23 protein-coding genes and 1 pseudogene are annotated in these 22,199 nt (G+C 61.8%); 12 read left to right on the forward strand and 12 right to left on the reverse strand.

Annotated features, from left to right (window positions below; all coding sequences use genetic code 11):
- Positions 1 to 124: 124 nt before the first annotated feature.
- Positions 125 to 1,102 (forward strand): RcnB family protein, encoded by a 978-nt coding sequence (locus tag A9D15_RS08490; RefSeq protein WP_172807499.1) that lies wholly within the window; start codon positions 125 to 127, stop codon positions 1,100 to 1,102.
- 73 nt (positions 1,103 to 1,175) lie between these two features.
- On the opposite strand, the gene A9D15_RS08495 is transcribed toward A9D15_RS08490, so the two are convergent.
- Complete coding sequence (locus A9D15_RS08495; protein ID WP_066763935.1) at positions 1,176 to 1,733, reverse strand: cytochrome b; 558 nt, start codon at positions 1,731 to 1,733, stop codon at positions 1,176 to 1,178.
- 86 nt (positions 1,734 to 1,819) lie between these two features.
- Here A9D15_RS08495 and A9D15_RS08500 point away from each other — a divergent pair, with 86 nt between their 5' ends.
- The 3 genes from A9D15_RS08500 to A9D15_RS08510 all read left to right on the forward strand — a co-directional run bounded on the left by A9D15_RS08500 (position 1,820) and on the right by A9D15_RS08510 (position 3,436).
- Positions 1,820 to 2,494, forward strand: a complete 675-nt coding sequence (locus A9D15_RS08500) for a prolyl hydroxylase family protein (RefSeq protein ID WP_066763936.1) — start codon at positions 1,820 to 1,822, stop codon at positions 2,492 to 2,494.
- A gap of 21 nt (positions 2,495 to 2,515) precedes the next feature.
- Complete coding sequence (trxC, locus tag A9D15_RS08505) at positions 2,516 to 2,962, forward strand: thioredoxin TrxC (protein WP_066763937.1); 447 nt, start codon at positions 2,516 to 2,518, stop codon at positions 2,960 to 2,962.
- A gap of 90 nt (positions 2,963 to 3,052) precedes the next feature.
- The gene (locus tag A9D15_RS08510; protein WP_229660391.1) at positions 3,053 to 3,436 is read left to right on the forward strand and encodes a mannitol dehydrogenase family protein; all 384 of its coding nucleotides are present in this window, start codon (positions 3,053 to 3,055) and stop codon (positions 3,434 to 3,436) included.
- 3 nt (positions 3,437 to 3,439) lie between these two features.
- On the opposite strand, the gene A9D15_RS08515 is transcribed toward A9D15_RS08510, so the two are convergent.
- From A9D15_RS08515 to A9D15_RS08525, 3 genes are all read right to left on the reverse strand, one after another.
- Positions 3,440 to 4,192: an SDR family NAD(P)-dependent oxidoreductase gene (locus tag A9D15_RS08515; RefSeq protein WP_066763939.1), complete on the reverse strand. Its 753-nt coding sequence runs from the start codon at positions 4,190 to 4,192 to the stop codon at positions 3,440 to 3,442.
- Between the two features lie 14 nt (positions 4,193 to 4,206).
- Positions 4,207 to 4,731: a nuclear transport factor 2 family protein gene (locus A9D15_RS08520; protein WP_066763941.1), complete on the reverse strand. Its 525-nt coding sequence runs from the start codon at positions 4,729 to 4,731 to the stop codon at positions 4,207 to 4,209.
- A gap of 276 nt (positions 4,732 to 5,007) precedes the next feature.
- On the reverse strand, positions 5,008 to 5,694 hold the full coding sequence (locus A9D15_RS08525) for a TetR/AcrR family transcriptional regulator (RefSeq protein WP_066763943.1): 687 nt from the start codon (positions 5,692 to 5,694) through the stop codon (positions 5,008 to 5,010).
- Between the two features lie 143 nt (positions 5,695 to 5,837).
- Between A9D15_RS08525 and A9D15_RS08530 the strand changes: the two genes are divergently transcribed.
- Positions 5,838 to 6,971, forward strand: coding sequence for a glycoside hydrolase family 68 protein (locus A9D15_RS08530; protein ID WP_066763945.1), 1,134 nt, complete (start codon positions 5,838 to 5,840; stop codon positions 6,969 to 6,971).
- Here the strand turns inward: A9D15_RS08530 and putP are convergent, their stop codons facing one another.
- On the reverse strand, positions 6,972 to 8,447 hold the full coding sequence (gene putP / locus A9D15_RS08535) for a sodium/proline symporter PutP (protein WP_066764218.1): 1,476 nt from the start codon (positions 8,445 to 8,447) through the stop codon (positions 6,972 to 6,974). It lies immediately after the preceding gene.
- A gap of 363 nt (positions 8,448 to 8,810) precedes the next feature.
- Here putP and A9D15_RS08540 point away from each other — a divergent pair, with 363 nt between their 5' ends.
- The 3 genes from A9D15_RS08540 to A9D15_RS08550 all read left to right on the forward strand — a co-directional run bounded on the left by A9D15_RS08540 (position 8,811) and on the right by A9D15_RS08550 (position 12,172).
- Positions 8,811 to 9,314 (forward strand): energy transducer TonB, encoded by a 504-nt coding sequence (locus A9D15_RS08540; RefSeq protein WP_066763948.1) that lies wholly within the window; start codon positions 8,811 to 8,813, stop codon positions 9,312 to 9,314.
- 153 nt (positions 9,315 to 9,467) lie between these two features.
- Positions 9,468 to 11,417: an outer membrane protein assembly factor BamB family protein gene (locus tag A9D15_RS08545; RefSeq protein ID WP_082924359.1), complete on the forward strand. Its 1,950-nt coding sequence runs from the start codon at positions 9,468 to 9,470 to the stop codon at positions 11,415 to 11,417.
- Entirely contained in the window at positions 11,414 to 12,172 is a 759-nt protein-coding gene (locus A9D15_RS08550; protein ID WP_066763949.1) for a glucose 1-dehydrogenase, read from the forward strand. Before A9D15_RS08545 ends, A9D15_RS08550 begins: the two co-directional genes overlap by 4 nt.
- On the opposite strand, the gene A9D15_RS08555 is transcribed toward A9D15_RS08550, so the two are convergent.
- Positions 12,169 to 13,710 (reverse strand): BCCT family transporter, encoded by a 1,542-nt coding sequence (locus A9D15_RS08555; protein ID WP_066763951.1) that lies wholly within the window; start codon positions 13,708 to 13,710, stop codon positions 12,169 to 12,171. The genes A9D15_RS08550 and A9D15_RS08555 overlap by 4 nt on opposite strands.
- 318 nt (positions 13,711 to 14,028) lie before the next feature.
- Between A9D15_RS08555 and A9D15_RS17150 the strand changes: the two are divergent.
- A pseudogene (locus A9D15_RS17150) lies at positions 14,029 to 14,247 on the forward strand (hypothetical protein); the annotation flags it as partial.
- Here A9D15_RS17150 and A9D15_RS08560 read toward each other — a convergent pair.
- The 3 genes from A9D15_RS08560 to A9D15_RS08570 form a co-directional block, all read right to left on the reverse strand.
- A complete protein-coding gene (locus A9D15_RS08560) occupies positions 14,245 to 15,480 on the reverse strand; it encodes an MFS transporter (RefSeq protein ID WP_066764222.1) in 1,236 nt (411 codons plus the stop codon). The pseudogene A9D15_RS17150 and the gene A9D15_RS08560 overlap by 3 nt on opposite strands.
- Positions 15,481 to 15,555: 75 nt before the next feature.
- On the reverse strand, positions 15,556 to 15,948 hold the full coding sequence (locus A9D15_RS08565; protein WP_066763957.1) for a metallopeptidase family protein: 393 nt from the start codon (positions 15,946 to 15,948) through the stop codon (positions 15,556 to 15,558).
- Positions 15,949 to 15,982: 34 nt separating this feature from the next.
- The gene (locus A9D15_RS08570) at positions 15,983 to 17,635 is read right to left on the reverse strand and encodes a lysine--tRNA ligase (RefSeq protein ID WP_082924375.1); all 1,653 of its coding nucleotides are present in this window, start codon (positions 17,633 to 17,635) and stop codon (positions 15,983 to 15,985) included.
- A 97-nt stretch (positions 17,636 to 17,732) separates the two neighbouring features.
- Between A9D15_RS08570 and A9D15_RS08575 the strand changes: the two genes are divergently transcribed.
- A complete protein-coding gene (locus tag A9D15_RS08575) occupies positions 17,733 to 18,137 on the forward strand; it encodes a hypothetical protein (protein WP_066763958.1) in 405 nt (134 codons plus the stop codon).
- 13 nt (positions 18,138 to 18,150) lie between these two features.
- Positions 18,151 to 18,924 (forward strand): polyphosphate kinase 2, encoded by a 774-nt coding sequence (ppk2, locus tag A9D15_RS08580; protein ID WP_066763959.1) that lies wholly within the window; start codon positions 18,151 to 18,153, stop codon positions 18,922 to 18,924.
- A gap of 267 nt (positions 18,925 to 19,191) precedes the next feature.
- Here ppk2 and A9D15_RS08585 read toward each other — a convergent pair whose 3' ends face one another.
- From A9D15_RS08585 to A9D15_RS08595, 3 genes are all read right to left on the reverse strand, one after another.
- Positions 19,192 to 19,482 carry a hypothetical protein gene (locus A9D15_RS08585; protein WP_066763961.1) on the reverse strand — a complete coding sequence of 97 codons (291 nt, stop codon included), beginning with the start codon at positions 19,480 to 19,482 and terminating at the stop codon, positions 19,192 to 19,194.
- Positions 19,483 to 19,597: 115 nt separating this feature from the next.
- Entirely contained in the window at positions 19,598 to 20,359 is a 762-nt protein-coding gene (locus tag A9D15_RS08590) for a WYL domain-containing protein (protein WP_066763963.1), read from the reverse strand.
- Between the two features lie 92 nt (positions 20,360 to 20,451).
- Positions 20,452 to 21,504, reverse strand: coding sequence for a ribonucleotide-diphosphate reductase subunit beta (locus tag A9D15_RS08595; protein ID WP_066763964.1), 1,053 nt, complete (start codon positions 21,502 to 21,504; stop codon positions 20,452 to 20,454).
- 388 nt (positions 21,505 to 21,892) lie between these two features.
- Between A9D15_RS08595 and A9D15_RS08600 the strand changes: the two genes are divergently transcribed.
- Positions 21,893 to 22,150 (forward strand): DUF2171 domain-containing protein, encoded by a 258-nt coding sequence (locus tag A9D15_RS08600; RefSeq protein WP_066763969.1) that lies wholly within the window; start codon positions 21,893 to 21,895, stop codon positions 22,148 to 22,150.
- Positions 22,151 to 22,199 lie beyond the last annotated feature (49 nt).

The raw sequence follows: 22,199 nt of genomic DNA on the forward strand, positions 1-22,199 counted from the left end.
TAAACATACATAAACATGAACGGAGGTCTGCGGACCGGTTCAGGACCGCGACAGACGGATACATATAGATACGACCACAGCGACCGATACGTGCGCCTAGCGCCGATCCATGTGGAGAGTATCAATGACCAGGGCAAAAGCCTTCAATGCGGTGACGGGAGTGATCCTTGCCACCACGATGCTGGCAGGTGCACCGATCGCGCAGGCTGCCGAAATCGCCCCGCGCAACGGTGCATCCGCGAGCGTCGACATGACCGCCAACTTGCGCGACCGTGAAGAGCGTCGCTCGCAGCGCCGTTCGGAAAACGTCAGCAGCCGCGAAACGCCGCGCCTGCGTTCGACGGGTCGCCAGGAAACGCGCGACACCCGCGCGGAAAACAACCGCCGCACGACTTCGAACCAGTCGAGCCGTTCGGATGAACGTTCGGGTCGTCAGTGGAACCGGTCGGACCGCCGCAGCGAGACCGCGCAGACGCGTTCGGGCCGTGACTGGAACCGTTCGGACAACAGCGAGTCGCGTACCCGCCCCGTAACGCAGGCGGACCGCCGCGGCCCTGCCGCTTCGGCTCGCGAAGATCGCCGTTATGAGCGGAACAACACCTACTCGGACCGCGACCGCAACCGCGATTATTCAAGCCGGGATCGTGACTCGAACCGTGATCGCGACAACAACTGGCGCGATCGCACCCGTTCGGCCGACAGGAGCGACCGTTACCGGGACCGCGACCGCGACTATCGCAGCCGTGACCGCGACTATCACAACCGCGACCGCTATTCCGACCGGAACTATCGCAACTGGGACCGCCGTTGGCGCGATAACCATCGCTATGACTGGCACCGCTATCGCAGCCACAACCGTAACCTCTATCGGGTCGGCCGGTATTATTCGCCCTATCGCGACTACCGTTATCGCCGCCTGTCGATCGGCTTCACGATCGGCTCGCTGTTCTATAGCTCGCGGTACTGGATCGACGATCCTTGGCGCTATCGCCTGCCCGAGGTTTACGGCCCCTATCGCTGGGTCCGCTACTACGACGATGTCATGTTGGTGAACATGTACAGCGGCGAAGTGGTCGACGTGATCTACGACTTCTTCTGGTAAGGTCAGGGTCGCAGACCTTAGCCGGAAGGACGGCCCCTCGAGCACCGCTCGGGGGGCCGTTTTCTGATGGGTATCAGCGCTTGCCGAAGCCCGGAATCATGCGGCCCAGTTCGCCATTCTTGTCGATGAACTGGTGCTTCAGCGCGCCCAGGATATGCAGGATGATGAGGATCATCATCGGCGTCCAAAGCGCCTTGTGGATGCCGATCACCCACTTCCCCGCTTCGGGATCGTTCGCGACCGGCAGCGCGAACAGTTCGAAAACGCCGAACATGTCGATGCCGCGCCCGAAGGACGACGTCGCGATCCAGCCGAGCAGCGGAATCGAGATCAGCAGGATATAGAAGATCGCGTGGACCGTCTTTGCCAGCATGCGTTCCCACGTGGCGTAGTTAGGATCCATAGGGGGCGGCGGGTTCATCAGGCGCCACGCGATGCGGATCGCGGTCAGGACCAGGACGGTAATGCCCAGCGCCTTGTGCGGGTTCATATAGGCTGCGGCTGCCGGCCCTTCCAGATGCTCAGCCGCCTCTGCCAGGCGCCAGTTCACGATGACGGCGATTGCGATCAGCCAGTGAAGGATGATCGCGCCAGTCGAGTAACGGGCCTGCGGGGTGTTGATTGTTGCCATGGCGCTGTGCTTAGCCTTTCGTGACGAAGTCCGCTGCGGACTACTCATGCACTATTGATACAGTTCCAGAAAATCGAAGCAATCAAATGGCAAAGACCGGACGCACCGACACCGCGAATCAGCGAGAGATCGCGACGATGAACCAGGCTGTCCTGGCCCGCCTGAAAGCCGACGACAGCGTGCAGGTACTGGTCGACGACAAGCTGCAGCTATTCGGCATTCCCGACTTCTTTTCAGCCGAAGAATGCGAGCGGCTGATGAAGATGGTCGACGAAACGGCCCGCCCCTCACCCGTGTTCGACGTCGATTACGGCAAGCAGGCGCGGACCAGCTATTCGGGCGATCTCGATCCGTACAACCCCTTTGTCCGCATGCTGCACCGGCGGATGGACGATCTGATGGGCGTGCCCGAAAATTGGGGCGAGACCATGCAGGGCCAGCGCTATGCCGTCGGCCAGCAGTTCAAGGCACATCACGACTGGTTCGACACCAGCCAGCCCTACTGGACCGGCGAGGTCGCGCTTGGCGGACAGCGGGCGTGGACGCTGATGGTCTATCTCAACGATGTAGAGGAAGGCGGATCGACCGACTTTCCCAAGGCCAATATCGCCGTTCCGCCCCAGCAGGGCACGCTGATCGCGTGGAGCAACGCGAACGCCGACGGCAAGGTGAACATGGAAACGCTGCATGCCGGAACCCCGGTGGTGAAGGGCGTGAAATACGTCGTGACCCGCTGGTACCGCGCCCGCGCCTGGTATTGAGCAAAGAGGGGAGCCTTCGCCATGACAACGCCCGCAAGCAGGATCGTCGCCTGCCCATCGTGCAACACGCTGAACCGGGTGCCAGATGCGAAGCGTGCCGAAGAGGCGAAATGCGGCAAATGCGGGGTCATGCTGTTCCGGGGCGAAGTGCTGACGCTGACGTCGGCGAACTTCGATGTTCATGCGGGCAAGGGCGACTTGCCGCTGCTGGTCGATTTCTGGGCGTCGTGGTGCGGACCGTGCCGCCAGATGGCCCCGGCCTTCGCCACCGCCGCCCGGCAGCTCGAACCGCAGATGCGGCTCGGAAAGCTCGATACCGAAGCAGAGCAGACGATCGCGGGCCGCTATGGCATCCGCTCTATCCCGACGATGATCCTGTTTTCGAAAGGCCGCGAAATCGCGCGTCAGTCGGGCGCAATGCCGACCGGCGCAATCGTTGATTTTGCTCGGAACGCCCTGCGGGGTTGATGCGCCGATCAGACGATTCGGGCGCTCACATCGCCGATGATCTCGAAGCTGGCGACGACTTGCGATCCGGACGCAACTACATGCACGCCGGTGATCGGACCGCTAGAAATTCACCGCAGGCAGGATCTCGAAGCCTATGCCGATAAGTTGAGGCAGCGTTTCGCCGATCCGGCGCTAAATCACCGGCTGGCCCAGATCGCGATGGACGGCACGCAGAAGATCCCGCAGCGCTGGCTCGACACGGCCGCGTGGCATGCCGAACGCTGCGGCAGGACCAAAGCCATCGTGAGCGCGTTCGATGCGTGGATCGACCACGTCGGCGCAAGCGAATTCGTGGACGATCCGGCCAGAAACCGGCTGATCGCAGCCTATGCCGTTCTTGGCCGGAAGGGCGTGCTCGATCTCTGTTTCGGCAGTAGCGAGGATAGCCCGCTCTGGCCCGATCGAGCCGCCCTGCGCGGCCTGTTCGAATAGACCTTACTGCGCCGTCAGGCCGCCATCGACGACGAATTCGGCGCCGGTGATGTACTTCGCACCGTCCGACAGGAGGAACGCGATGGTATGCGCGATGTCGTCAGGCTCGCCCATGTGCTTCATCGGGATCGCAGCGTTGATCGCGTCATAGCCGTCGGGGTTGTCGGCAATCGCGACCTTCTGCATGTCGGTCCAGATGACGCCGGGATGCACGGTATTCACGCGGATACCCTTGGCTGCGACTTCGAGCGCGATCGACTTGCTCATCAAGCGCACGCCGCCCTTGCTGGCCGCATAGGCGGCGGTGCCGGCAATGCCGACAAGTCCGGCGACCGATGACAGGTTGACGATGGCGCCTGCTTCCTGCGCTTCCATGACGGGCAGGACCGCGCGGCAGCCGAGGTAGACGCTCTTCAGGTTCACATCGATCTGCTTGTCCCAGCTCGCCTCTTCAAGGTCGGCCATGTAGCGCAGCACCGCGATGCCGGCATTGTTGACCAGCCCGTCGATGCGGCCTGTGTCCTTTTTCACCGTGTCGACCAGTTCGGTCCAGGCCGCGGCATCTGTCACGTCCTGCACCATGGCCGTTGCCGTCAGGCCTTCACCACGCAGTTCACTTGCCCGCGCCTCGACCGCGTCGGAATCGAGGTCGGTCAGGTAGATCGCGTGGCCTTCGCGGGCCAGCATACGGGCGGTGGCAAAGCCCAGTCCTGCTTCGGAGGCTGCGCCGGTGACGATGATGGTCTTCTGGGTCATATAAATTCCGTTTCTCAGGCGTTCTTCAACCACTCGCGATCGTACGAGCGGTCCTGCATGTCGTGGCGGCCGATCAAGGCGTCGGCGAGGTCGGTCTTGAGGAAGGCGTCGGCGGCAGGCTCCTTGCGGGCCCAGTCGTTCACTTCCGAACGGTGGGCAAAGCGCCACTCGCCGTCGCGGCGCTCGTACCGGTCGATGTAGCGGCCGCAGATCGTCATATCGATCGGTTCGCCATCTTCGACGATGCGGTGGAAGGCGTAGAAATAAACCTCGCCGAAAGCCATGTCGACATCGTGCTCGTCGAACCAGATCAGGTGCTGGCCGATAAGATGCTGGTTTGCAATGTGTTCGACCAGAAGGCCTTGCGCAAAGCGGACGAAATCGGGGCCGCTACCAGCGAAAATCCCATAGTCAGTCGTCGAATCCGGCCAGAAGGTGCCCATCTGCAGATCGGCGTCGAGCCGGTCCTGCCCGCGCATGTAGCGGGCCGCCAGATCGCGGATCGCGTCTTTGGCGAGAAGCTTTTCGATGTCGGTCATGTGTCTCTCCCGTTACCTTTTGAAAACGGAGCCGGCAGGCGGGTGGTATTGCCTGCCGGCCCAGGTTCAATCTTGCATGGCCGGGGATAAGACGGCCATGCGAGGGAAGCTGAAACTGGGGACCGGTCCGGGAATAGCGCGCAATGGTACTGTCGTTGCTGACATGACTGATCCTTTCCCGTGACCGGCAAGGCATGTCGCTGTCTGGCGCCTTGCGGTGCCCTTCTTCGAGGGCAAGCCGAAAATCTCACAGACTTAAATTACAGTGCACTGCAATTATGGATAGGTTTCGACTGCCCTGATCGCCGCAACTGCAGCCCTCGCCTCGGCCAGTACTTCTGCTTGCAGGTCGCCGGCAAGATGCGGTGCAAGCACTTGGCAGACGGCCAGCCGCATGTGCGGGTTCAGCGCGTTGTCGGCGATCGTTCCGCCCGACCATAGAGTGATGAGGCTGACGATCCGCATCGCGAAAAGATTACAGATGATCGAAACCTCGTGTGCCTCGATCCGGCCACGCTCCGCAAAGTCCTTCAGCACTTCGCCGACATGCCGCTCATAGATCTCGCCCAGTCCGACGAGATCCGGATTACGCACCAGAACCGTCGCCAGCCCGCGGGCAAGCGACGGTGCGGCCAGCGTTTCGTAGGCGAGCGTGTCGGCAAGCGAATAGAAATAGGCAAGCTCGCCCTCGCCCACATTGTCCATGATACTCAACATGATCCCGTCCGACCGCTCGCGCGCGCTGGTTGCGATGAGGAGATCCTTGGACGAGTAGATGTTGAACAGCGTGCGTTCGGCAACCTTGGCCGACTTTGCGATCATCTTCATCGAGACGCCGTCGTAGCCATGCTCCGCCAGAAGCTCGTAAGTGGTCGACAGAATACGCTCTCGGCGTTCGCGCTGACGCGGAGTTAGCGCGCGATGGCCGCCCATATCTTCTGTAACGTCATCGCTTCTAGCCATCCCGCCTCTATGGCCGATGGAGGGCGCAGCGCAAAGCCTGCCTTTTCTTGCGGCTGAACCGGAGCCCCGACGACGAGTAATTATTGCAGAATTTACACCACTTGAAATTTTACAAACGATTGTAACTGTCTTACCCGCTTCTTATGAATTCCAGCAAGACCTGCGATCCGGACATTTGCACGCTGCGCTGGACGGCGGGCGATTTAGCATCGCTCAACTGGCGGGACTTTGACCGGACGGCCAAATTCGCCACGCGCGAAGTCGTCCGGGTAAGCGACGATCTTGACGTATGGGATGCGTGGCCACTGGCCAATGCGACGGGCGCTCCGGTGTCATGGCGTGGAGGCGAGTTGTGGTTTGCGTTAGCCGCGCCGGTCGACGGCGATCCGGAACTGCGCCACGGCCTTGCCCGCATCCACTGCTTTCATCATGTGGACGGAGCATTCCGGCACCTCGGCCCTACCCTGCCCGAGGGCTTCTCGCCCGGTTCGCGCGAATGGTCGGGGTGCGCCCGGATGGAAGATGGGCGCGTCGCGCTCTACTTCACGGCCGCAGGCACGCAGGGACAACAAGGCTCGGTCAATCGCCAGCGCCTCTTGCGCACACGCGGCGCGTTGTCGGATGGCGATAGGATCTTTGCAGGCTGGGAACCGCTGGAAGAACTTATTGCGCCTGGCACCGGCCCTTACATGTGCACTGATCTTCCCGGTGGCGGCATCGGCACGATCAAGGCTTTTCGCGATCCCTTTGCCTGGACCACGGCGGCGGGGCGCGAGATGCTGCTCTTCACTGGATCGGCAAAAACATTATCGGATCCGTTCAACGGGGTGATCGGCCTGGCCGAGTTGGACGCATCGGGCGCCTATCGCCCCCTGCCCCCCCTGATCGATGCAACGGGACTCAATAACGAGTTGGAGCGCCCGCACATCGTGGCCAAAGACGGGCTGCTTTACCTGTTCTGGTCGACGCAGGCGTCGGTTTTCACCCACAGCGTCAAGGCACCGACCGGGCTTTACGGCGCCGTCGCCGACCGGATCGAAGGGCCGTGGACCCTGCTCAATTCCGACGGGCTGATCTTCGCCAATCCGCAGGATGAGCCGTTCCAGGCCTATAGCTGGTGGGTTCTGCCCGACATGCGGGTGACGAGCTTTGTCGACTATTGCGGGATCGGCGATCCCGACGCGAAGGAAAAGCCGCAGGGCCGCACGCACTTCGGCGGAACCTTTGCGCCTTTTCTTCGCATCGAGCTCGACGGGGCGAACACCCGCCTCGCCTGATCAGGCAGTCCGGGCAACTTCCTTGGGAGCCGTAGCGCGGCTGACGAGGACGATCGCCAGCCACGACACGATGAAGCCCGGAATGATCTCATACACGCCGGGCCCGCCAGCGAAGCTGGCGTTGAGACCCAGCGCGATCCACGCGATCACGACCAGCGCGCCGGAAACGAGGCCCGCGACCGCGCCTGTGCCCGTCATCTTGTCCCAAGTCAGCGACAGGACGATCAGCGGACCGAAGGCAGCGCCGAAGCCTGCCCATGCGTTGGACACGAGGCCGAGCACTTCGCTTTCCGGGTCCGCCGCGATTGCGATGGCCGCAAGCGCGACCAGAAGGACGCAGACACGCGACACGTTCACAGTCTCACGCTCCGACGCCTGCTTGCGTAGGAACAGACGGTAGAAATCCTCCGTCAGCGAGGACGATGCGACGAGCAGCTGCGAGCTGATCGTGCTCATGATCGCGGCCAGAAGCGCGGCAAGCAGGAAACCGGTAATCAGCGGGTGGAACAGCGTATCGGCCAGAAGGATGAAGATCGTTTCCGGGTCGTCAAGGACGAGATTGTTGATCTCGACATGGGCGCGGCCAAGGATGCCGACCCCCAGTGCGCCGATCAGCGACACGAACATCCAGCTCATACCGATGTTGCGCGCCGTCTTCACGCCGCCTTCCTTCACCGCCATGAAGCGCACGATGATGTGCGGCTGGCCGAAATAACCCAGCCCCCAGGTCACTGCAGACAGGAAGCCTACGACCGTCAGGCCGGAGAACAGCGAGAGGAATTCGGGATCGACCTGGCGGACGGCCTCGGCAACGGTGGCGCTGCCGCCGTCGCTGGTGAGCACCACGATCGGCATGAGGACGAGCGCGACAACCATGATGCAGCCCTGCACGAAGTCGGTCAGCGACACGGCAAGGAACCCGCCGACCATCGTATAGGCCAGCACGACACCGGCTGTGAGCCAGATGCCGGTCATGTAATCGCTCATGCCGGTGTCGCCAAACAGGCCCGCAAAGCTCGATACGAACAGCTTGCCGCCGCCAACGAGGCCCGCCGCGGTATAGACCGTGAAGAACAACACGATAATGATGGCGGAAACGACCCGCAGCGCGATGGCGCGGTCGGGAAAGCGATTGGCGAGGAATTCGGGGATCGTCAGCGCATTGCCGTATTCGACCGTTTGCTGGCGAAGGCGCGGTGCGACGATGATCCAGTTCGCCAGCGCGCCGACGAACAGGCCGATGCCGATCCATGCCTCGACAAGGCCGCTGGCGTAAAGCGCGCCGGGCAGGCCCAGCAGCAGCCAGCCCGACATGTCGGACGCCCCCGCGGACAGCGCCGCGACGGCAGGAGGCAGGTTGCGCCCGCCCAGCAGATAGCCTTCCGAACTGTCGGTCGACTTCTTCCAGGCGAACAGTCCGATGCCCAGCATAAGCACGAAATAGAGGGTGAGGGAGATGAGTGTTCCTGTAGCCATGCGCATCGAGGTAATAGACCGAGTCGCATTTGGCCACCACCAGCGGTACGAAAGTACGAAAGCTGCAAGAGCCACGCATACGGCTTGGCGATGCTGACACTCGTGTCTACACGGGCGCAACAATATCGCCTGCCAACTTTCAGACCGATCAAAGAAGCGACATTTGCAATCTGAAAATCGCAACTAAATATAGTTGGCTAAGTAACCTTTGACTCCCGCCACTTTCACGCAGACTGTCCGCCTCTGAAGTTGGGGGGAATTAGCCAACTTCTGGCCGACCACTCGTCCAATTGTGAAAACAACAAGGGTCGTAGCGCAAATCAACTGGCCCGTTGGCCGGCCATCCACAGAAAGGATGGTCCGATGAAGTACGTCACGAAAACAACCGCATGCATCATGGCAGTCGCCATGCTGACCTGGTCTCCACCCTCCCTTGCCGGGGACGAAGAGATCATCGTAGAAGCACAACCGGAAATGGCGATCTGGGTCGACAAGGTCTCCGACGACCTGTCCTCGACCTTCGAACGCACGCGCCTGCCGTCGCTGAACGCGATACCCAGCGACTATGCGCAAGTGCAGTTCACTTGCGACGAGAACGGCAAGCCGACCGATATCGCGCTTGTCCGCAAGTCGCGCAGTGCATGGATCGACCGCGCGGCGCTGCGTTCGGTGCGCTCGATCAAGACCATGTACCCGCTGCCCGCCAGTGTCCGCAAAGGTCAGCGATATCAGGCCGATTTCATCTTTGCGGAGAACGAGCGCGCCTATGACCGGGTTGCCGATGCCGTCCACGAAAGCCACGTGCGGCGCCTTGCCGCTGGCGATCGCACGGTCATCGCGCTGGCCGTCACGCGCCCGGCCGGATAGGCCCAGCGCAGAATTCACGACCTATCAGGGGCGGACGGACACCGCCCCTTTCTCTTGCATTTCTGGCAGTAAGGACAGCTTTACCTGCGCTGCTCTTGCCGTCCATGCCTGTCGCCAAGACGACCACTAGTGAATTGTCTGGGAGATAACGGGATGGGTATTGGGCTTGCGAGGCACAAGCTTCGCATAAGCGCTCTGGGCATTGGCTCGGCCGCGCTTGTTTCGGCGATTGCCTTTGGCGGAAGCGGACTGGAAGCCGCGCCCCGCGATCAACAGGGCGTCGCCGCCGACAACTACCGCGATTTGAGCTCGCTGTCCGCCGAAACGAACGAGCAGGGCGACAAGATCTGGACCGAGACTTGCGCCGCCTGCCACGACACCGGCGTTGCGCGCGCGCCAGGCAAGCTTATCATCCAGCAGATGACGCCCGAGGCGATCTACAAGGTGCTGACCACCGGCATCATGGCGCCGATGGCCGCATCGCTCGACGACAGCGAAAAGAAGGTCGTGTCGGAATACCTCGCAGGTCGCCCGATCGGTGCGGCAACGGCCGCGCCCGTCCCGCAGTGCGAAGGCGCCAAGGCCAGCTTCGATACGGGCGCTCCGACCAGCTACCCCTTCTGGGGCGTGGACGCGGGCAATACGCACTTCGTGCCCGCCGACATGGCCGGGATCGACGCGGCGAACGTCGGCGATCTTGAACTGAAATGGGCGCTTGCCATTCCCAACGCGACGCGCGTCCGTTCGCAGCCCGCCTTCGCAGGCGGCGCGGTGATCTTTGGCGGGCAGGACAACCAGGTCCGCGCGCTTGACGAGGAAACGGGCTGTTTGCGCTGGTCTTTCGAAAGCGATGCCGAAGTGCGCACCGGCATCACGGTGCAGAGCTGGGACAGGGACGACGCGGACGCCAACCCGCTCGCCTTCTTCGGCGACGTCACCGGCAATGCCTATGCGATCGAGGCCTTCACCGGAAAGCAGGTCTGGAAGATCTCTGCCGACGACCATGCCTCGACTACGCTGACCGGCGCGCCGACCTACTATGACGGCACGCTCTACATCCCCGTATCCTCGCTGGAAGAAGGCGCGGCAACCACGCCGGGATATCCATGCTGTACGTTCCGTGGCTCACTGCTCGCGGTTGACGCCGCGACGGGTGAGGAGAAGTGGCGCACCTACCTGATCGAGGAACCCAAGGAAGGCGCTCCGGGCGTCAGGGGCAACGAACTCATCGGTCCTTCGGGCGTACCGATCTGGTCGGCCCCGACGATCGATGCCGCGCGTGGCCGCATCTATGTCGCGACTGGCGACAACTATACCGGCCCCGCCACCGACATGAGCGACTCTCTGGTCGCTATCGACATGGCGACGGGCAACATCGACTGGCACTTCCAGGCCTTGGAAAACGATGCCTGGAACGGCTCGTGCGAGGAAGCCGAACAGAGCAACTGCCCCGAGGAAGACGGCCCCGACTACGACTTCGGCGTGAACCCCGTGCTTGCCAAGACCAAGGACGGCAAGGACATGATCCTGCTGGGCCAGAAGTCGGGCGCGGCATTCGGCGTCGATCCCGACACGGGCAAGATGGTCTGGAAGACGCAGGTGGGCCGCGGTGGTATCGTGGGCGGTATCCACTTCGGCATGGCCGCGGTCGACGGCGTGCTCTTCGTGCCGGTGTCGGACGTTCCCGACGGCCAGGAATACGAAATGGAGCCGCGTCCGGGCATGTATGCGCTAGACATCGCGACGGGCGATTATGTCTGGCAGGCCGAGTCGGAAGATGTCTGCGAAGGCCGCTCGCTCTGCTATCCCGGCTATTCGGGCGCGATCTCGGCGACGCCCGATCTCGTCTTCGCAGGGTCCAACGACGGCCACGTGCGCGCCTACAACGCGGCGGACGGCAAGGTGCTCTGGGACATCGACACGACGGTCGAATATACCGGCGTAAACGGCGAGAAGGGTCACGGCGGATCATTCTCGGGCGGTTCGGCCCCCATGCCACACAAGGGCATGCTGTTCATCACCTCGGGCTACGGTTTCTCGGGCAAGATGCCGGGCAACATGTTCCTCGCCTACGGCGTCAAGGAAGACGCCGGCAAGGAATGAGCGGTCGTATAGAAGGGAAGGTCGCGCTGGTCACTGGCGCGGCCTCCGGCCTTGGCGATGCCATCGTCAGGCGCTTCGTCGCCGAAGGTGCGAACGTAGTCGCAGCCGACATCGACGAGGAAGCTGGCCGCGCGCTCGCAGAGGACCTGGGCAATGCGGCCAGCTTCCTCTCGCTCGACGTAACGAAGGAAGATCGCTGGGTTAATGCCTTTGCCGCGATGGAAGTCGTTCACGGGCGCTGCGACGTGCTGGTGAACTGCGCGGGCATCACCACGATCGGCAATGTCGAGAGTTGTTCGCTGGAGGCGTTCAAGCACGAACTGGACGTCGATCTTGCGGGCGTATTCCTCGGCTGCAAGCATGTCGTCCCGCTGATGAAGAAACATGGCGGATCGGTCATCAACATCGCCTCTATGGCGAGCATGAAGGCTGCAGACTACCTCGTCGCCTATAACGCGGCGAAGGCGGGCGTGACGCACATGACGAAGTCGATCGCCCTGCATTACGCGCATTCGGGATACCAGATGCGCTGCAACTCGGTGCATCCGGGCGTCATCCGCACGCCGATCCTCGACAAGGTTCTGGAACAGTCGGACGATCCCGACAAGCTCTATGCCCAATGGGTAGCGAGCCATCCGATCGGCCGGATCGGCCGCCCGGACGAAGTCGCTGCGTTGTGCCTTTACCTCGCCAGCGACGAAAGCTCGTTCGCCACTGGCGCGGAATTCGTCCTCGACGGCGGTTCCTCGCTCTAGTCCAGGGGCGGGATCTCGCGGCGGACCATCCGTAGCAGACCCGCCACCATCGCCAGAAGCACGAGCGCGAAGGGCATGCCCGTCACGATGGCGGCGGTCTGCAGTGCATCGGTTCCGCCCGACCAAATCAGCGCACCAGCGAGCAAGCCGATGGCGATGGCCCACGTCACGCGCGGCACGAAGCCTGCGTGCTGTTGCCCGCCCGATGCGATCATCGCGGTGACGAGCGCGCCCGAATCCGCCGACGTCACGAAGAAGGTCGCGACGATGACGATCGCCATGCCTGACGCTATCTTTGCCAGCGGATAGTGCGACAGGAACGCGAACAGCGCATCGGGCATCGACTGGTTCACCGCAGCCGACAATCCGCCCGCGCCGAACAGTTCGATGTGCAGCGCGCTGTCACCAAAGATCGTCATCCAGAGGAACGTGAACAACGTTGGCACCAGCAGCACCCCACTGACGAATTCGCGGATCGTGCGGCCATAGGAAATGCGCGCGATGAAAATGCCCACGAAAGGCGACCAGCTGATCCACCATGCATAGTAGAAGATCGTCCACCCGCTCTGCCAGTCGCCCGGCGTATAGGTTTCGGTCCAGGTCGAAAGGTAGATGAAGCGCTGGAAGTAATATCCGATGTTCTGCACGAACGCGTCGAGCAGAAAGACCGTCGGCCCGGCGATGAACACGAAGGCGGCAAGCAATACCGCCAGCGACATGTTCATTTCGGAAAGCCTGCGGATGCCCTTGTCGAGGCCAAGCGCGACCGAAAGCGTTGCCAACCCCGTGATGACCGCGATCAGGATTGCCTGCACCATGCCGCCTTCCGGCAGGCCGACCAGCAGGTTCAGACCCGCATTGATCTGCGCCGACCCAAAGCCCAGCGATGCGGCAACGCCGCACACGGTGGCGGTAATGGCCAGAACGTCGATGACGTCGACCAGCCAGCCAGGAACGCGCGGAAAAGCTTCTTGCAGGAACGAACCGATCGAGAGCGTGAGATTACGGTTATAGGCGATGTAAGCCAGCGACAATCCAATGATCGCGTAGATCGCCCATGCGTGCAGCCCCCAGTGCAGAAATGTCAGGCCCATCGCATGCTGTGCGTTGCCCGCAAGTCCGCGCGGCAGGGCGGCGTCCGGGTTGGAAAAGGCCGACATCGGCGGGTTGGAAAAATGCATCACCGGTTCGGCGACGCCGTAAAATAGCAGGCCGATGCCCATCCCCGCACTGAACAGCATCGAGAACCATGTCAGCATGCCATAATGCGGTTTGGCCCCCTTACCGCCCAGCCGCACATCACCCGTACGTGACACGGCGAGCCAGACTGCTGCTACCAGCAGGATGTTGACCGTCAGGACAAGAAACCAGCCAAAACTGTGGGTTACATAGGACTGGACCGCGCCAAAGCCCGCGCCAGCAGCCCCGGCGTTCAGCACCGCGAACAGTATCAAAACCCCAATAAGCCCGGTCGCGCCGAAAAAGACTGTCGGCTTGAAAGTGTCGGAACTGCCCGATCCGCCCGGTTGACTTGCCACTAGGCAATGCTCCCCAAAGTGAAAATCCAATATTTACTTACAATGTCTATAAAATAGAATTGACACATCGCACAAACCGAAAGCGATATGTAAGTAAAAATACCGCTTCCGTGCAGAACTATCCGGCACCCGCAACCATCGTCCACCGAATATGGCCCGTGTTGTGTTTATGCAACGCCAACATGTTTATTGTCCGGGTTTGTTCCCATGCCAATCACAAGGGTTTGAGAGCGTATCTAGACGGCTCGCAAGGGCAAACGTCCTCCGCCTTCATCGTAAGGCATACTCTGCATTTCAAACAGGGACCAGCAGGGGAATGTGGAGCGCGAGGACGTGCTCGACGATCTGGCAGGCCAGGTGCGCCGAATGCGCGACTATCTCGGCTTGCCGTTCGAGGATGCCTGCCTCGACTTCCACCGCACCGATCGCGCCGTTCTCACGGCCAGTTCCGAACAGATCCGCCGCCCGATCAACCGCAGCGGACAGGACGCACGGAAGCCGTTCGAACCTTGGCGGGACGAATTGAAGGACGCGCTAAAGGGCATCGTCCGAACTTTGCGAAGCGGGCTCGAGCGCGGCTGCCGCGGGCGTCGTGCGGGGCAGGATCTGATAAGGCTGCTGGTCTTCCTCGGCGACGGCATCGGTCCGGTACATCCGCCACATGGCAAAGCCTAGGCCGCCAAGACCCAGCGCAGCCATGAACAGGAACAGGCCCCTGGCTCCGAAAGCCGCCATCGCCGCCGACCCCAACAGCGGACCGCCGGCCGCTCCGCCCGAATAGAGGAGGATCAGCACGCTGCTGGCGCTCAACTGTTCGGACGCGGTAAGGCGGTCGTTCGCATGGGCGACGCACAGCGGGTAGAGCGAAAAGACGAAACCACCGAAAAGCGCGCCCATGCCGAAGATCACAAGATGGTCGGTCAGCAGGGCGAGCACGAGGGACGTCACCCCGATGCTAGCCAGGACCAAGACAATGACAAGGCGGCGGTCCATCCGGTCCGACAGGTGGCCCAACGGCCATTGCAGAGCGACACCGCCCGCAATCACGACCGAAACGAACAGCGCGACATCCGACAGGGCAAATCCCTGGCGGCGCGCATAAAGCGCGCCAAGCCCGTAGAAGGCCCCCATCATAACCCCCGTCAACGCCGTTCCCGCCGTGCCGAGAGGCGATGTACGATATAGCGCGCGCAACGAAAGATGTTCGCCATCGTCCGGCAAAGGCGGGCTGTCGATCTTCGTGAGGAGCACCGGCACGGTAGACAGCGAAACGAGGATGGAGGAGACGACGAAAGGCAACATTACACCAGTGTCCAGCCCCAACAGGAACTGCCCTACCGCCTGCCCCGAATAGAGGGCGATCATGTAAGCGGCGAGGATTGTACCGCGGCTTTGCGCGTCGGCCCGATGATTCAGCCAGCTTTCGAGACAGATGAACACGCCTGCGACACACATGCCGTCCGTCAGGCGCAGCAAGCTCCACAAAAAGGCGTTCTGATACAGCGAATAGAACAGCGTGCTGGACGACAGCACCGTGACGACGGTTGCGAAAGTGCGGATATGGCCGACCTGCCTGACCACGCCCGTCAGCGTGAGCGACCCTACGACGAGACCAAAGAAATAGGCACTGGCCATGAAGCCGACGACCGGCGCGGAGGCCCCTGCGCCCTCCATCCGCATGGCAAGCAGCGTGGGCATGAAGCCGTTGCCCGCCATAAGCACGAATACGGCGAGAAGAAGCCCTCTGATGGCAAAGACACGATCGATCATCGGGCGGCCCATATGTGTCCATCCCCCGTGCACGCAACCCTTGTCCCACGCTGTCCGGCTAAAGTGCCAAACGGTCTATCGAACCTGGTCTTCCAGCGCATGCATGTCGTCGTCCGACAGGCCGAAATGGTGCCCGATCTCGTGCACCACGACATGGGTGACAAGCGCTTCCAGAGTTACCCCCGTCTCGCACCATTCGGCCAAAAGCGGCTGGCGGTATAGCGTAACTTGCGGCGGCATCGATCCGGAATGCCAGACCGATTGTTCGGTCAGGGGGTTGCCGTGATAGAGCCCCGAAAGGTCCCACTCGCTCTCCATCCCCAGGGCATTTAACGTTTCGCGGTCGGCGAACTCCTCCACGCGGATCACGATGTCGCCAAGATGCTGCGCGAACGGATCGGGCAGCCGGTTCAGCGCCGCGACCGCGAGCCGCTCGAACATAACGGCATCGGGCGCGTGGCCCGCCATCAGGACAGCAATCCTGCGCTGATGGCGGCGGCAATCATGCCTGTTCCGGCTGCGTGCGCATCATGGCCTTGGCGATGAGGCGGCGGGTATTCTCGATACCGTAGAGCGCGATGAAACTGCCCATGCGCGGTCCTTGGCTCGATCCCAGCAGTGTTTCGTAGAGCGCACGGAACCAGTCGCGCAGATTCTCGAACCCGAACTCCTCGCGCTTGCCGATTTCATAGACTGCGGTCTGCAGGTCTTCCGCCGGGGTCTCGTCGTCAAATCCGCTCAATGCACGGTCCAACGCGTTGAGCGCCTTCATCTCATTCGCGGCAGGAGGCCGTTTGACGAGGTGAGGCGCAACGAAATCGCGGTTGTAGGCCAGCGCCCGGTCGACCAGCACGTCGAGATCGGGGTGCGCTGCCGGATCGGCATCGTGGATGTAATTGCCGAGGTAGTTCCAGACCTGCTCGCGCGTAGCTTCGGCGCCGAGCACGGAAACGAGGTTCAGCAACAGACCGAACGTGACCGGCAGGCTATCGCCCGCACCCGGCACTTGCGCGCCTTCATGCCCGCCGTTCGCGCCCAGCAAGTGCCACGCAGCATTGCCCAGCTGCTGCTCGACCGGCTGCGACGGGATCTTTTCGCGGAACTGCCAGTACTCGTCGACCGCCTTGGGGATGATCCCGACGTGAAGTTGCTTCGCGCTTTTCGGTTCGCGGAAGAGGTAGAAGCCGAGGCTTTCCTCGCTGCCGTAGGTCAGCCATTCCTCGATCGTCAGGCCGTTGCCCTTGGACTTGGAGATCTTCTCTCCGTTCGCGTCGAGGAACAGCTCGTAGATCATGCCCTCGGGCTTGCGCCCGCCGAGGATCTTCGCGATCTTGCCCGACTGCGTGACGCTGTCGGTCAGATCCTTGCCGCACATTTCGTAATCGACACCCAGCGCGACCCAGCGCATCGCCCAGTCGACCTTCCACTGCAGCTTCGCCTGCCCGCCGAGGACCGAGTGCGTGACGATCGTCCCGTCGCTGTCCTTGAAGCTGACGAGCCCCTTGTCGGCATGGACCACGCTGACCGGCACCTGCAGCACCACGCCCGTCGTCGGGCTGACCGGCAGGACCGGCGAATAAGTGGCGCGGCGTTCCTCGCGAAGGGTCGGCAGCATGACGCCCATGATCGCGTCGTAATTACGCAGGACATTCTTCAGCGCATCGTCGAACTGGCCCGAATTGTACCGGTCGCTGGCTGCGATGAATTCGTAGTCGAAGTCGAACCGGTCGAGAAATTCGCGCAGCATCGCGTTGTTGCGCCCGCCGAAACTGTCGTTCGATCCGAAGGGATCGGGAATGCGCGACAGGGGCATGCCCAGATGTTCGGTCAGCATTTCCTTGTTCGGCACGTTGTCCGGCACCTTGCGCAGGCCGTCCATGTCGTCCGAAAACGCCACCAGCCGCGTCGGGTGCCCGCCGGTCAGCACTTCGTAGGCGCGGCGGACCAGCGTGGTGCGAAGCACTTCCTGGAACGTTCCGATATGCGGCAGGCCCGAGGGGCCGTATCCGGTTTCGAACAGCACCGGCACGAGGTTGCCATCGGCATCGCGCTTTCCATCGGGGAAGCGTTTGGCCAACCGCTGGGCTTCCTGGAAGGGCCAGGCCTTGGAGGTTGCGGCGGCGGCTTGCAGCTGGTCTTGCGTCACGGTTTCCATGCCGCGTGCCTTGGCCGCGAAAACGCCGAATCGCAAGGGCTGTCATTTTACCGGCAAGTCCTTACCTTTGCCCGTAACGCAATTTTGGAGGCCGACGATGCGCAAGGGTTTGATCGCTTTGATGGGGGGCATGATGATGACCGGCTGCGTCACGGCCGAGGACGGGGAGCCGATGGCCGTTCCCGTCTGCCCGACCGAAACGCGCGGGTGGGAGGCGTGGGTGAACGCCATGCCCGGCCCCGATGCGACCCCGACCCTGATCGTGGTGGGAGAGGCGCTTCTGCCCGAGAAAGCCACCGCGACGCTGGCTGCAGGGCCGACCGACCGCATGATGCCGCCGGGACAGCGCGTTTCGCTTTCCGTCGAACCGTCGGACCAGGCCGCCGGGTGGCAGCCGCTGCGGCTTGAGATCAAGCCTGCCCTGCCCGAATATTCCAGCGTGATCGTGGGCTGTGGCGGGAATGCGATTGCCACCATCTCGCCTGTCGTAACGGCCCAATAGGGCGGACCGTTCGGTGAAGAGGAAGGACTACGACGACGCGCTGGATGAGCTGGCGCTGGAACTCGTCGGGATGGCGCGCTGGGCGAAGGCCAAGGGCGAGCGGATTGTCGTCATCTTCGAAGGGCGCGACACGGCGGGCAAGGGCGGCGCGATCAAGGCGATTCACGGCACCTTGAACCCGCGCCAGTGCCGCATCGCCGCCCTGCCCAAGCCGAGCGAGGACGAGAAAACGCAGTGGTATTTCCAGCGCTATGTCGCCCACCTGCCGTCGGCAGGCGAAATCGTGCTGTTCGACCGCAGCTGGTACAACCGCGCCGGTGTCGAAAAAGTCATGGGCTGGTCCAGCGAGGACGAGGCGCAACACTTCCTGCGCGCCGCGCCGATCTTCGAAAAGATGCTGGTCGATGACGGCATCCGCCTGTTCAAGTACTGGCTCACCGCCAGCCAGGAGGCGCAGGAAGAACGCTTCAAGGAACGGCTGGACGATCCGCTGAAGCGCTGGAAACTGTCGCCCACCGACATCGCGGCCCGCGATCTCTATGCCGACTATACCGCCGCGCGAGAGACTATCTTTGCCGAAACGCACACGGCATGGGCGCCGTGGACAGTGGTGGACTTCAACGATCAGAAGCGCGGGCGGCTGACGCTGGTACGCCACTTGCTGGACCGCCTGCCCGACACCCATGTCGAGCCGGAGGCGATCGAGTGGACCCCGCTGGGCCACGATCCCCTGACCGAGGACTTCAAGGTCCTGCGCCCGATCGAGAATTTTCCCGTCAAGGACTAGGCCTGCCAATTTGCAGCGGGTGACAAAGGTTACACCCTGTCACCCACTGCATTCACACCGAGCGCCGCAGAAATGCGCGGGTTCGGGCTGCGCGGCACAGGGTTACACCTTGCGCGCAAAAGACGACGACGATGGACACGATGAAAGAGCCGATCGTCAGGCGTGACAGATCGGACCCGAGTAGGAAAACAGTTTTCGTAACTGCAAAACGGCGCGCGCTTCCCCACAAGCACGCGCCGCATCCGGCCCGTCAGGGCCGAGCGCGTTTCACCGGATATTGGTGAAGATCGCGTTGGTCAGATAACTGGCCCGCTGCACATCGTTCGCCTTGGTCTGCGCCAGCGGGCGGACGAGCGGGACCTTCTTTTCCGCCAGCACCGGAAGCGTCATCTCCTGCCGGTTATAGGGCCGGCGGCGCGTCTCGCCCTCAGCAAAGACGGAAACCGGCCGCATCGAAGCGGCGACATCGGCCTTGATGCGCGACGGCATGTCGGAATCGGCAGAGATCTGCGGCCCGGGCGCGACGAGAAGCAGGGCGGCGGCAGTGATGGTAAGCATGGCAATCCCCCGTGTTGCTGACGGAGGTATACCACAGGGCACCGAGTCGGGCCGCGTGATTTGGGTCACGGGTTCATATCGAGAGTTCAATGTCTCTAGACGCCCATCCAAACGCTCACTTTAGGAAATCTTCGATCTCAATCGCCCAATACGTCTCTTCCTTTTGAATGACGTCGTCCGCTGCGATCAACTGCATAGCTGCCGTCTTGAAGATGCGCTTGAGACTTTCGTCAGTCTTGAATTTATGGAGCGCCGCCCAGAAGATTTCCCCGCTCGGTGCGAGCCGCTCTGCGTAATCGAGGATGTCCTCAATTTCGCAATCTTCTGCGATTTCCCTTTCAAGCCAAAATTTCACAACCGTAGCTTCGATGCTCTCGACCTCGGCAGGATGAAAATCTCGGTCGCAGCGAGCCAGAAAGACGAGAGCATTTAGCAGTGAAACAAGGTCTGCGCGCTGACGAACAGAGAGCCCCCATGACAGCCCGCTTTTCGTAACCTTATTCGGATCGAATTGGGCGAAGAAAGCGTCCACAGGGCTGAGCGTTTCGCCGGTTCGAGGGTCGAAAATTTCGATCACCCTATCCAGCCTAAAACTTCTATGAGCACGTCGGTGGTGGCAATATGCTTGGACGTAGCTCTTGTCGGCTCTGACTTGAAGCTGCCGACACGTGATTACGCGCTGTGAAGTTTTTCCCGCAGCATCTTCATATTCTATGATTAGGCTCAGACCTGAAATATCTGACGAAAGAGATTCATCACCTGCGTCGGCCTCGTGATCATCCTCGTCGATCTGGTCGACGCCAATCTTCAAAAGATTGGCAAAACGCGCGTGAAGCCGAGGCATCACGGCGTTGTGAACTTGTTCTCGCAACCCCATTCAAACAACCCCCATTGTTTGTCGAGGAAAGAACTTAGCTCACAACGCCGCTAATACAAGTCACTCAAATAAAATGATTACTTAGGGGCCAATTACTCCGCCGCTTCGGTATCCCCGAACAGGCCCGGACCGTCATCCTCGGCGTCGTTGGCTTCTTCGCCCTTGGCGGCCTTGCGGCGGTTGTCGAAGTTTGACCACACGGTGTTCCAGTCGCCCTTGGTCGCGCCCTTCGAATACTCGGTCGCGCGGGTTTCGAAGAAGTTGGCATGCTCCACCCCGTTGAGCAGCGGCGTCAGCCACGGCAGCGGGTGTTCCTCGATCATGTAGATTTCGGGAAGGCCAAGCTGCGACAGGCGCCAGTCGGCGATGTAGCGGATGTAGCGCTTGATTTCCTTCGCGCTCATCCCCGGAACAGGGCCCTGTTCGAAGGCCAAGTCGATGAAGGCATCTTCAAGGCGCACCGTTTTCTGGCACGTGTCGATGATGTCTTCCTTCACTGCCTTCGTCAGGCAGCCGCGTTCGGCGCAGAAGGCGTGAAACAGGCGGGTGATGCCTTCGCAGTGCAGCGATTCGTCGCGCACCGACCACGACACGATCTGGCCCATGCCCTTCATCTTGTTGAAGCGCGGGAAATTCATCAGCATCGCGAAGCTGGCGAAAAGCTGAAGCCCTTCGGTAAAGCCGCCGAACATGGCGAGCGTGCGGGCGATATCCTCGTCGTTGTCGACGCCGAACTGCTGAAGGTAGTCGTGCTTGTCCTTCATCTCCGAATATTCGAGGAACATGCCGTACTCGCTCTCCGGCATGCCGATCGTATCGAGGAGATGCGAATAGGCGGCGATGTGGATCGTCTCCATGTTGGAGAACGCGGCCAGCATCATCTTGACCTCTGTCGGCTTGAACACGCGGCCGTACTTTTCGTGGTAGCAGTCCTGCACCTCGACGTCGGCCTGCGTGAAGAAGCGGAAGATCTGCGTCAGCAGGTTGCGTTCATGGTCCGACAGCTTCTGCGCCCAGTCGCGGCAATCCTCACCCAGGGGAACTTCCTCGGGCATCCAGTGGACCTGCTGCTGACGCTTCCAGAACTCGTACGCCCAGGGGTACTCGAACGGCTTGTAGGTCTTGCGGGCTTCGAGCAGCGACATGGGCGGTTTTCTCCGTTCGGGTGCGAGTCAGTTCGGGCGTCGAGCCACAAGATATAGCATGGCATCGCCGCTCCGTTACGTACCGGTTGCGTCTTTTCCCCAGCCGGGGCGCGGTTATCCACGACGCCTTTTCACCCGCCTGTCCGATATGGGGACTTGCGCCATCGCCTTCCAGATGGCGCCCGAGTCGCGCATGGTTAACGGCCTGCCGCACCGGCCATGCCGCTCGTCGTGAAAGGGCCGAAAAAGGCGGAATACGGCGGAAATCAGGCACTTTTGGCGGAACGGGGTGTGCGGGCGACGCGTTTATGTTGCAAGCCGGCCGGGGGTATGTTCCCCTTCGCCCTCGGCCGGTCACCCATCCACTTTTCCGGAAGGAGTGCATGACATGAGCATTGCGAGCCAAATCAAGGAACACATGAAAGTCATCGGCGCAGACGGCGCCCCCGTCGGCAAGGTCGACGGCATCGAGGGCGAGCGTATCAAGCTGACCAAGGACAGCACCAGCGCGGGCTTTGACCAGGAAACCCATCACGGCCATCACCACTACCTGCCGATCGGCCTCGTCGCCGACGTGGAAGGCGACACGGTACGCCTCTCGGCAACCGGCGCAAACGCCGCCGAACTGTTCGAGGAAGAGGCCTGAGGGCCTGACCTTATAATGGGCCCCCACCCAACGGAAGGCTGACCGGCCT

Source organism: Croceicoccus pelagius (genome assembly GCF_001661915.1).
GTDB lineage: Bacteria > Pseudomonadota > Alphaproteobacteria > Sphingomonadales > Sphingomonadaceae > Croceicoccus > Croceicoccus pelagius.

What these genes read in the sequence shown, in the direction of transcription:
- A9D15_RS08490 (WP_172807499.1), top strand. Translation starts at nt 125, where the DNA reads ATGACCAGGGCAAAAGCCTTCAATGCGGTGACGGGAGTGATCCTTGCC.
- A9D15_RS08495 (WP_066763935.1), bottom strand. Translation starts at nt 1,733, where the DNA reads ATGGCAACAATCAACACCCCGCAGGCCCGTTACTCGACTGGCGCGATC.
- A9D15_RS08500 (WP_066763936.1), top strand. Translation starts at nt 1,820, where the DNA reads ATGGCAAAGACCGGACGCACCGACACCGCGAATCAGCGAGAGATCGCG.
- trxC (WP_066763937.1), top strand. Translation starts at nt 2,516, where the DNA reads ATGACAACGCCCGCAAGCAGGATCGTCGCCTGCCCATCGTGCAACACG.
- A9D15_RS08515 (WP_066763939.1), bottom strand. Translation starts at nt 4,192, where the DNA reads ATGACCCAGAAGACCATCATCGTCACCGGCGCAGCCTCCGAAGCAGGA.
- A9D15_RS08520 (WP_066763941.1), bottom strand. Translation starts at nt 4,731, where the DNA reads ATGACCGACATCGAAAAGCTTCTCGCCAAAGACGCGATCCGCGATCTG.
- A9D15_RS08525 (WP_066763943.1), bottom strand. Translation starts at nt 5,694, where the DNA reads ATGGCTAGAAGCGATGACGTTACAGAAGATATGGGCGGCCATCGCGCG.
- A9D15_RS08530 (WP_066763945.1), top strand. Translation starts at nt 5,838, where the DNA reads ATGAATTCCAGCAAGACCTGCGATCCGGACATTTGCACGCTGCGCTGG.
- putP (WP_066764218.1), bottom strand. Translation starts at nt 8,447, where the DNA reads ATGGCTACAGGAACACTCATCTCCCTCACCCTCTATTTCGTGCTTATG.
- A9D15_RS08540 (WP_066763948.1), top strand. Translation starts at nt 8,811, where the DNA reads ATGAAGTACGTCACGAAAACAACCGCATGCATCATGGCAGTCGCCATG.
- A9D15_RS08545 (WP_082924359.1), top strand. Translation starts at nt 9,468, where the DNA reads ATGGGTATTGGGCTTGCGAGGCACAAGCTTCGCATAAGCGCTCTGGGC.
- A9D15_RS08550 (WP_066763949.1), top strand. Translation starts at nt 11,414, where the DNA reads ATGAGCGGTCGTATAGAAGGGAAGGTCGCGCTGGTCACTGGCGCGGCC.
- A9D15_RS08560 (WP_066764222.1), bottom strand. Translation starts at nt 15,480, where the DNA reads ATGATCGATCGTGTCTTTGCCATCAGAGGGCTTCTTCTCGCCGTATTC.
- A9D15_RS08565 (WP_066763957.1), bottom strand. Translation starts at nt 15,948, where the DNA reads ATGGCGGGCCACGCGCCCGATGCCGTTATGTTCGAGCGGCTCGCGGTC.
- A9D15_RS08570 (WP_082924375.1), bottom strand. Translation starts at nt 17,635, where the DNA reads ATGGAAACCGTGACGCAAGACCAGCTGCAAGCCGCCGCCGCAACCTCC.
- A9D15_RS08575 (WP_066763958.1), top strand. Translation starts at nt 17,733, where the DNA reads ATGCGCAAGGGTTTGATCGCTTTGATGGGGGGCATGATGATGACCGGC.
- A9D15_RS08585 (WP_066763961.1), bottom strand. Translation starts at nt 19,482, where the DNA reads ATGCTTACCATCACTGCCGCCGCCCTGCTTCTCGTCGCGCCCGGGCCG.
- A9D15_RS08590 (WP_066763963.1), bottom strand. Translation starts at nt 20,359, where the DNA reads ATGGGGTTGCGAGAACAAGTTCACAACGCCGTGATGCCTCGGCTTCAC.
- A9D15_RS08595 (WP_066763964.1), bottom strand. Translation starts at nt 21,504, where the DNA reads ATGTCGCTGCTCGAAGCCCGCAAGACCTACAAGCCGTTCGAGTACCCC.
- A9D15_RS08600 (WP_066763969.1), top strand. Translation starts at nt 21,893, where the DNA reads ATGAGCATTGCGAGCCAAATCAAGGAACACATGAAAGTCATCGGCGCA.